7 protein-coding genes and 1 pseudogene are annotated in these 7,449 nt (G+C 56.2%); all 8 read left to right on the top strand.

Annotated features, from left to right (window positions below):
- A partial coding sequence (locus RT613_RS09235) for a hypothetical protein (protein WP_313614941.1) occupies positions 1–173 on the top strand: 173 nt, incomplete at its 5' end.
- A complete protein-coding gene (gene hutI / locus RT613_RS09230) occupies positions 170–1,408 on the top strand; it encodes an imidazolonepropionase (protein WP_313614772.1) in 1,239 nt (412 codons plus the stop codon). The genes RT613_RS09235 and hutI, both read left to right, overlap by 4 nt.
- Entirely contained in the window at positions 1,405–2,940 is a 1,536-nt protein-coding gene (hutH, locus tag RT613_RS09225; RefSeq protein WP_313614771.1) for a histidine ammonia-lyase, read from the top strand. Before hutI ends, hutH begins: the two co-directional genes overlap by 4 nt.
- A gap of 2 nt (positions 2,941–2,942) precedes the next feature.
- Positions 2,943–3,743, top strand: coding sequence for an N-formylglutamate deformylase (gene hutG / locus RT613_RS09220; protein WP_313614769.1), 801 nt, complete (start codon positions 2,943–2,945; stop codon positions 3,741–3,743).
- 11 nt (positions 3,744–3,754) lie between these two features.
- Positions 3,755–5,428 carry a urocanate hydratase gene (hutU, locus tag RT613_RS09215; protein WP_313614768.1) on the top strand — a complete coding sequence of 558 codons (1,674 nt, stop codon included), beginning with the start codon at positions 3,755–3,757 and terminating at the stop codon, positions 5,426–5,428.
- 9 nt (positions 5,429–5,437) lie between these two features.
- Positions 5,438–6,028: a HutD family protein gene (locus RT613_RS09210; protein WP_313614766.1), complete on the top strand. Its 591-nt coding sequence runs from the start codon at positions 5,438–5,440 to the stop codon at positions 6,026–6,028.
- A gap of 333 nt (positions 6,029–6,361) precedes the next feature.
- Positions 6,362–7,282, top strand: a complete 921-nt coding sequence (locus RT613_RS09205; protein ID WP_313614764.1) for a nucleotidyltransferase and HEPN domain-containing protein — start codon at positions 6,362–6,364, stop codon at positions 7,280–7,282.
- A 67-nt stretch (positions 7,283–7,349) separates the two neighbouring features.
- Positions 7,350–7,449 (top strand): annotated as a pseudogene (locus RT613_RS09200) (IS6 family transposase); the annotation flags it as partial.

The raw sequence follows: 7,449 nt of genomic DNA, 5'->3' as shown, positions 1-7,449 counted from the left end.
ATGACACGCAGCCGCATAAAGCCGCAAAAGCAACAAGGACTGGACAGGTTTACACGCTGATCCGCAACCAGCTGTCTGCCTATAACGACGACCGTCCACTGAATGCAGATGTGGCCAAACTCTCTGCATTGATGGGCAGCACATCCGTGCTCGCGCCGGAGATATTTTCATGAAAACGCTTCTGACCAATGCCCGTCTAATGACGCTGCAAGCCGATCAACCAGATCTGGGCATTATCGAAAACGGTGCCATCCTGCTGGACGGTGACCGCATTCTTCAGGTTGCCTCGCGTGACGAGATCAGCGTCTCGTCAGAGGTACAGACAATAGACTGCGAAGGCCGTTGGATTTCTCCAGGTCTCATCGATTGCCATACGCATCTGGTTCATGCCGGCAATCGCGCCCGTGAATTTGAAATGCGCCTGAATGGTGCGACCTACGAGGAAATTGCCCGGGCGGGCGGCGGTATTGTTTCATCCGTGTCTCAGGTGCGTTCTGCAAGCGAGGATGATCTGATCGCCCAAAGCCTGCCACGTCTGGACACACTGCTGGCCGAAGGTGTCACGACGGTCGAGATCAAGTCGGGTTATGGCCTGACCGTCGAAGACGAAATCAAGATGCTGCGGGTCGCCCGCAAAATGGGAATTGAGCGTGATGTTTCCGTCAACACGACGTTCCTTGGCGCCCATGCTACGCCGGCAGAATACAAGGGCAAAAACGTCGATTTCATTTGTGATGTTGTCCTGCCCGCGCTTCAAAAGGCCCATGGTGAAGAACTGATCGACGCAGTCGATGGTTTTTGTGAGGGCATTGCATTTTCGCCTGAAGAAATGCGCGTCGTTTTCAACAGCGCTTTGGAACTTGGCCTGCCGGTAAAGCTGCATGCAGACCAGCTTTCCGACCTGTCCGGGGCAGCACTTGCCGCTGAATTCGGTGCACTTTCTGCCGATCACCTTGAATACACCAGCGATGCCGGCGCTGCCGCCATGGCCAAGGCAGGAACCGTTGCGGTTCTCTTGCCAGGTGCATTCTATTTCATCCGCGAGACACGCAAGCCACCTGTCGACCTGTTCCGCAAACACGGCACAAAAATCGCTCTGGCCACGGATAACAATCCCGGCACCTCGCCACTGACGTCACTGCTTTTGACCATGAACATGGCCGCCACCCTGTTTGGCATGACGGTCAATGAATGTATCGCTGGCATTACCCGCGAGGCGGCCCGTGCACTTGGGCGTCTACCTGACATCGGCACGCTTGAAGCTGGGAAACGTGCAGACCTCGCCATCTGGAGCATCAATGAACCTGCGGAACTGGTGTACCGCATTGGTTTCAACCCGTTGCATGCCCGCGTGTTTGCCGGGGATCTCTCTTCTCTTTCGCCTTCGTCTACAGGAGGTCGCTCATGACCATTATGCTTCATCCCGGTTCGGTACCACTTGCCGATCTCGCCCGGATTTATTGGGACAACGAAAACGCGGTTCTTGATCGCAGTTTTGATGCCGCGATCGAAAAGGCGGCGAACCGCATTGCCGAGATCGCAGCCGGCAATGCGCCGGTTTACGGTATCAACACCGGCTTCGGCAAACTGGCTTCAATCAAGATCGACGCAGCCGATGTTGCTACATTGCAGCGCAATCTGATCCTTTCGCATTGCTGCGGTGTCGGCGCGCCTTTGCCGGAAAATGTCGTTCGCCTGATCATGGCCCTGAAGCTCATTTCGCTTGGTCGCGGCGCATCCGGCGTTCGGCTGGAGCTGGTACGGCTGATCGAAGCCATGTTGGAAAAAGGCGTGACCCCGATCATTCCGGAAAAGGGTTCTGTCGGCGCATCCGGCGACCTCGCACCGCTTGCCCATATGGCAGCTGTGATGATGGGTGAAGGCGAAGCCTTCTTTGAAGGCAACGCACTTCCCGCAGCACAGGCTTTGGCGAAAGCAGGTTTGACACCTGTTGTGCTGGCGGCAAAAGAAGGTCTTGCGCTGATCAATGGCACGCAGACCTCCACCGCACTCGCGCTGGCTGGATTGTTTCGCGCTCACCGCGCCGCACAGGCTGCATTGATCACCGGCGCACTTTCCACCGACGCGGCAATGGGATCATCAGCGCCATTCCATCCAGATATTCATACGCTGCGCGGCCATAAAGGGCAGATCGATGCCGGCTCTGCGCTTCGCCAACTGCTGGAAGGCTCGGAAATCCGTGTCAGCCACATTGAAGGCGATGAACGCGTACAGGACCCCTATTGCATTCGTTGCCAGCCGCAGGTGGATGGCGCCTGCCTTGATCTTCTGCGACAGGTCGCACGCACACTGGAAATCGAAGCCAACGCCGTCACCGACAATCCGCTGGTTCTCTCTGACAATTCGGTTGTTTCTGGTGGTAATTTCCACGCCGAACCGGTGGCATTTGCAGCAGACCAGACCGCACTGGCGATTTGCGAAATCGGCGCCATTTCGCAGCGGCGTATCGCGCTGCTCGTTGACCCCGCACTCTCTTATGGCCTGCCGGCGTTCCTTTCCAAAAAGCCCGGTCTGAATTCCGGCCTGATGATCGCAGAGGTCACCTCGGCTGCGTTGATGAGCGAAAACAAGCAGATGTCACATCCGGCATCGGTTGATTCCACACCAACCTCCGCCAATCAGGAAGACCATGTTTCCATGGCCTGCCATGGTGCGCGTCGCCTTCTGGCCATGACCGATAACCTCTTTGCCATCCTCGGCATCGAAGCGCTGTCCGCTGTTCAGGGTGTTGAACTGCGCGGTCCGCTGAAGACCAGCCCGGAACTGCAAAAGGCAATCACCGTGCTGCGCAATACCATCCCATCGCTTGAGGACGATCGCTACATGGCACCAGATCTGAAAGCTGCCGCCGACCTTATAGCATCCGGCGCACTGATTGGCGTCATTGCGGACGGCATTCTACCGAAGCTGGAGGTGTGATCATGCCCGTTTTCGAACTCCGCCAGGGCACCTCACCCATTATTCTCGGCCTGCCCCATACCGGCACCGAGGTTCCGGACGATATCCACGAGCGTCTGAATGACAACGGCAAAATCCTGGCCGATACCGACTGGCACATTCACGATCTCTATGCCGATCTTTTAGGTGATGTAACCTCGGTGCGCGCCACATTCCACCGTTACGTGATCGATACCAATCGCGATCCCTCCGGCACCAGCCTTTACCCCGGACAAAACACGACAGGGCTTGTTCCGGACACCGATTTCGACGGCAAAGCAATCTGGAAAGACGGCCAGGAACCAACCGAGGCGGATATCGCCTATCGGCTGCAAACCTTCCATGCGCCTTATCACGCAGCGCTTGTGGCCGAGATTGAACGCGTCAAATCCATTCATGGCATCGCCATTCTCTACGATTGCCATTCGATCCGCTCCCACATTCCGTTCCTGTTTGACGGCAAATTGCCGGATTTCAACATCGGCACCGATATGGGCAAGACCTGTGATGCAGCCATCGAGAAAATTGCGGTCGACGTTACGGCCGCTGCGGAAGGTTACACCAGCATTCTGAACGGTCGCTTCAAGGGCGGATGGACGACACGCCATTACGGACAGCCGCAGAACGGAGTGCACGCCATCCAGATGGAACTGGCGCAATCCACGCACCTCATCACTGAAACACCGCCTTTTGCCTATGACGAAGGCAAGGCCGGAAAGATTCGCACCCATCTGAAAACCATTCTGACGCGCATGGAAAACTTCGCGCTCGACAGCAGATCATAAGGGGATAAACCATGACCAACCCACGCCACAATAAACGCGAAGTCCGCGCCCCGCAGGGCACTGAGCTCAACGCCAAGAGCTGGATGACCGAAGCGCCGCTGCGCATGCTGATGAACAACCTCGATCCAGATGTGGCCGAGCGCCCGCATGAACTGGTGGTTTATGGCGGCATCGGTCGCGCAGCGCGCACCTGGGAAGACTTTGACCGGATCGTTGCCACGCTGAAAGACCTCAACGAAGACGAAACCCTGATGGTTCAGTCCGGCAAGCCAGTGGGTGTGTTCCGCACCCACAAGGATGCACCACGTGTGTTGATTGCCAACTCCAACCTCGTGCCACACTGGGCAACCTGGGAACACTTTAACGAATTGGACCGCAAGGGCCTGGCCATGTATGGCCAGATGACCGCCGGTTCGTGGATTTACATCGGCACGCAGGGTATTGTTCAGGGCACCTACGAGACCTTTGTCGAAGCGGGTCGCCAGCACTTTGACGGCAACCTGACCGGTAAGTGGATCCTGACCGGTGGGCTTGGCGGCATGGGTGGCGCACAGCCTCTCGCAGCCGTGATGGCTGGCGCTTGCTGCCTTGCTGTCGAGTGCGATGAAACTCGCATCGATTTCCGCCTGCGTACCCGTTATGTCGACGCCAAGGCAAAAACGCTTGATGAAGCGCTTGAACTGATCGACCAGTGGACCAAGGCGGGAGAAGCAAAATCGGTTGGCCTTCTGGGCAATGCGGCCGATATTTTCCCTGAACTGGTCAAGCGTGGCATTCGCCCTGACATCGTCACCGACCAGACATCGGCACATGACCCTGTACACGGTTACCTGCCCTCCGGCTGGACCGTTGCAGAATGGCGCGAAAAGCAGGAAAGCGACCCGAAGGCTGTTGAAGCTGCAGCCCGCGCATCCATGAAGGTACAGGTTCAGGCGATGGTGGACTTCTGGAACATGGGTGTGCCGACACTGGATTACGGCAACAACATTCGCCAGATGGCCAAGGAGGAAGGTCTCGAAAACGCCTTTGCTTTCCCGGGCTTTGTGCCTGCCTATATTCGTCCGCTATTTTGCCGTGGCATCGGCCCGTTCCGTTGGGCGGCTCTTTCGGGCGACCCGGAAGACATTTACAAGACCGACGCCAAGGTCAAGGAATTGCTGCCAGACAACAAGCACCTGCACAACTGGCTGGACATGGCGCGTGAGCGCATCGCCTTCCAGGGCTTGCCTGCGCGCATTTGCTGGGTGGGTCTGGGTGACCGCCATCGCCTGGCGCTCGCCTTCAACGAAATGGTCAAGAACGGTGAACTGAAAGCTCCTGTGGTGATCGGCCGTGACCACCTAGACTCTGGCTCGGTTGCCTCGCCAAACCGCGAGACCGAAGCGATGAAGGATGGTTCGGATGCCGTTTCCGACTGGCCATTGCTCAACGCACTGCTCAACACCGCCTCAGGCGCCACATGGGTTTCGCTCCATCATGGTGGCGGCGTGGGCATGGGCTTCTCCCAGCACTCCGGCGTTGTGATTTGCGCTGATGGTTCTGACGATGCCGCCAAGCGTCTGGAGCGCGTGTTGTGGAATGACCCGGCAACTGGCGTCATGCGCCATGCCGATGCGGGTTACGACATTGCTCTGGACTGCGCCAAGGACAAGGGCCTGCGTCTGCCCGGCATTCTCGGCAACTGAGGTAACCCCATGAAACTTTTGCGCGCCAATGAACATAAGGCCATGCCGTGGAAAAACGGTCTCGGCGTCACCCATGAGGTGGCGCTGGGCGCTTCGCCGGTGGATGGCGCGCAATTTCTGTGGCGGGTCAGCCTCGCCACGATCAAGGGGTCGGGACCATTTTCCACCTTTCCCGGTATCGACCGCTCCATCGTTGCGCTGAAAGGCGACACGGTGAGGCTGGTCATTGACGGCCATGAAGATACCAAACTGGAAGCGCTCGGCACACCTTTCCCCTTTCCGGGAGAAACGATCGTTAAGGTGATCAATGAAGGCGGTGAAACGACTGACCTCAATATCATGACGCTACGCAATCATGCGACACATGTGATGGAACGTGTGGATTTGGCGGAGGTCAAAACGGTCACCGGCAAGCATGATGTTTCAATCATCGTTTTTACAGAGCCAGCCCAGTACGCCATCGAAGATCGGCCGTTCCAAGTCGGCGCACTTGATGCTCTCGTCGATATAGGTTTTGGTGACGCCGTATATTTCAGTGCCGAAAACACCGCAGTCGCCTACTTCATTGGCATCGACTTTAAACTACACCGCTCCATGTGAGTTTTGGCTACGCTAACCCAGGACAACCTGTTGAGGCTCCGCAGAGATATGCTCAGCATTGGATTGTCGTTGATGCGAGGCACATATGCATCGCAACGCGGTCGATGCAGAAATTTGCTCCTCAACAGCACACTACAGCAGCAGTCATCCAGGCGAAGATCAAGCGGTCGACAGAGAAAGAATAGTGGGGCAAAAGCGAAGCCCGGACCTCGGATCTTTCGCTTAAGCGCTGCAGTTCCCCAGCTCACATGCAACCACTACGAGATTGAGGAGTAGCAATGATCAGACGATCACGTTTAAGGTGACGGTTCAGCAGAATCGATGGTGAAGGCGATGAAATCGGATATCGGACATCTTCCGCAGGCAAAGCAGGTCGAACTGGAAAAGGTCGTCCGCATCATCCATGAAGAGTTTGCTGGCGTGGTCGAGCGTTCCAAGTCGGATGCGAAAAAAGACGGTCGGATCTACAAGATCATCCTGTTTGGCTCCTATGCCCGCGGCACCTTTGTCGACGAACCGCATACCTCGAAAGGCTATCGTTCGGATTTCGATATTCTGGTCATCGTCAGCAACAAGGAGCTGGCTGACCCGAAATACTGGGATAAGGCCACCGACCGGCTGATGTGGGACAAGGAAATCGAAACACCTGTTGGTCTGATTGTGCATGGTGCTCGTGAGATCAGCAATTTCCTGCATGACGGGCAGTACTTCTTCGTCGACCTCGCCCGCGAAGGCATTGTCCTCTACGAGTTCGATGACCGTCCGTTGGCCGAGCCCAAGCCGCTTAGCCCTGTCGATGCGCTCAGGGTGGCAGAAGAGCATTTCGCAAAGCAGTTTCGGAATGCAGTCGACTTTCTGAAAGGTTCAAAATTCTTCGTTCAGGAAGAGAATCTTAGCCTTGCAACTTTCAATCTACACCAATCAGTCGAGACGACCTATTCCTGTTATCTCTTGACGCTGACGAACTATAGCCCCGCCTCGCACAATCTAAAATTCCTGCGAGGACTTTCCGAGGATCGTGACCGGCGACTGGTCGACATCTGGCCGCGTGACCACCAACGCTTTACCGCATGGTACAACATTCTAAACGAAGCCTACGTCAAGGCGCGCTATTCAAAACAGTTCGAGATTAGTGAAGAGGCGCTTGCGTGGCTTCAGCAACGGACGGCTGAACTGCATACGCTGGTAGAGACGCTGTGCCGGGAGCATATCGAAAAGCTGCGGCGGGAAGCGAAGTCCTCGAGTCATGGATAAAGCGGCTCTGTTGCAAAGAATCGATTGAAGGCGGAAATAGCGCTGACAATTTTCAGCGAGACCTATGATGAGCGATTTTAAGTGGCGTTTTTTTTTCAGGTTGAGGTGATTTTGTGGGCGGTGCGCTGGTACTACCGCTATGGGGTGAGCTACCGCGATCTTGAACA

Source organism: Agrobacterium sp. (assembly GCF_032092815.1).
In the GTDB taxonomy this organism is placed as follows: domain Bacteria; phylum Pseudomonadota; class Alphaproteobacteria; order Rhizobiales; family Rhizobiaceae; genus Agrobacterium.
Note: the sequence above shows the minus strand (reverse complement) of the source record. Positions and strands in the feature narration are given on the sequence as shown.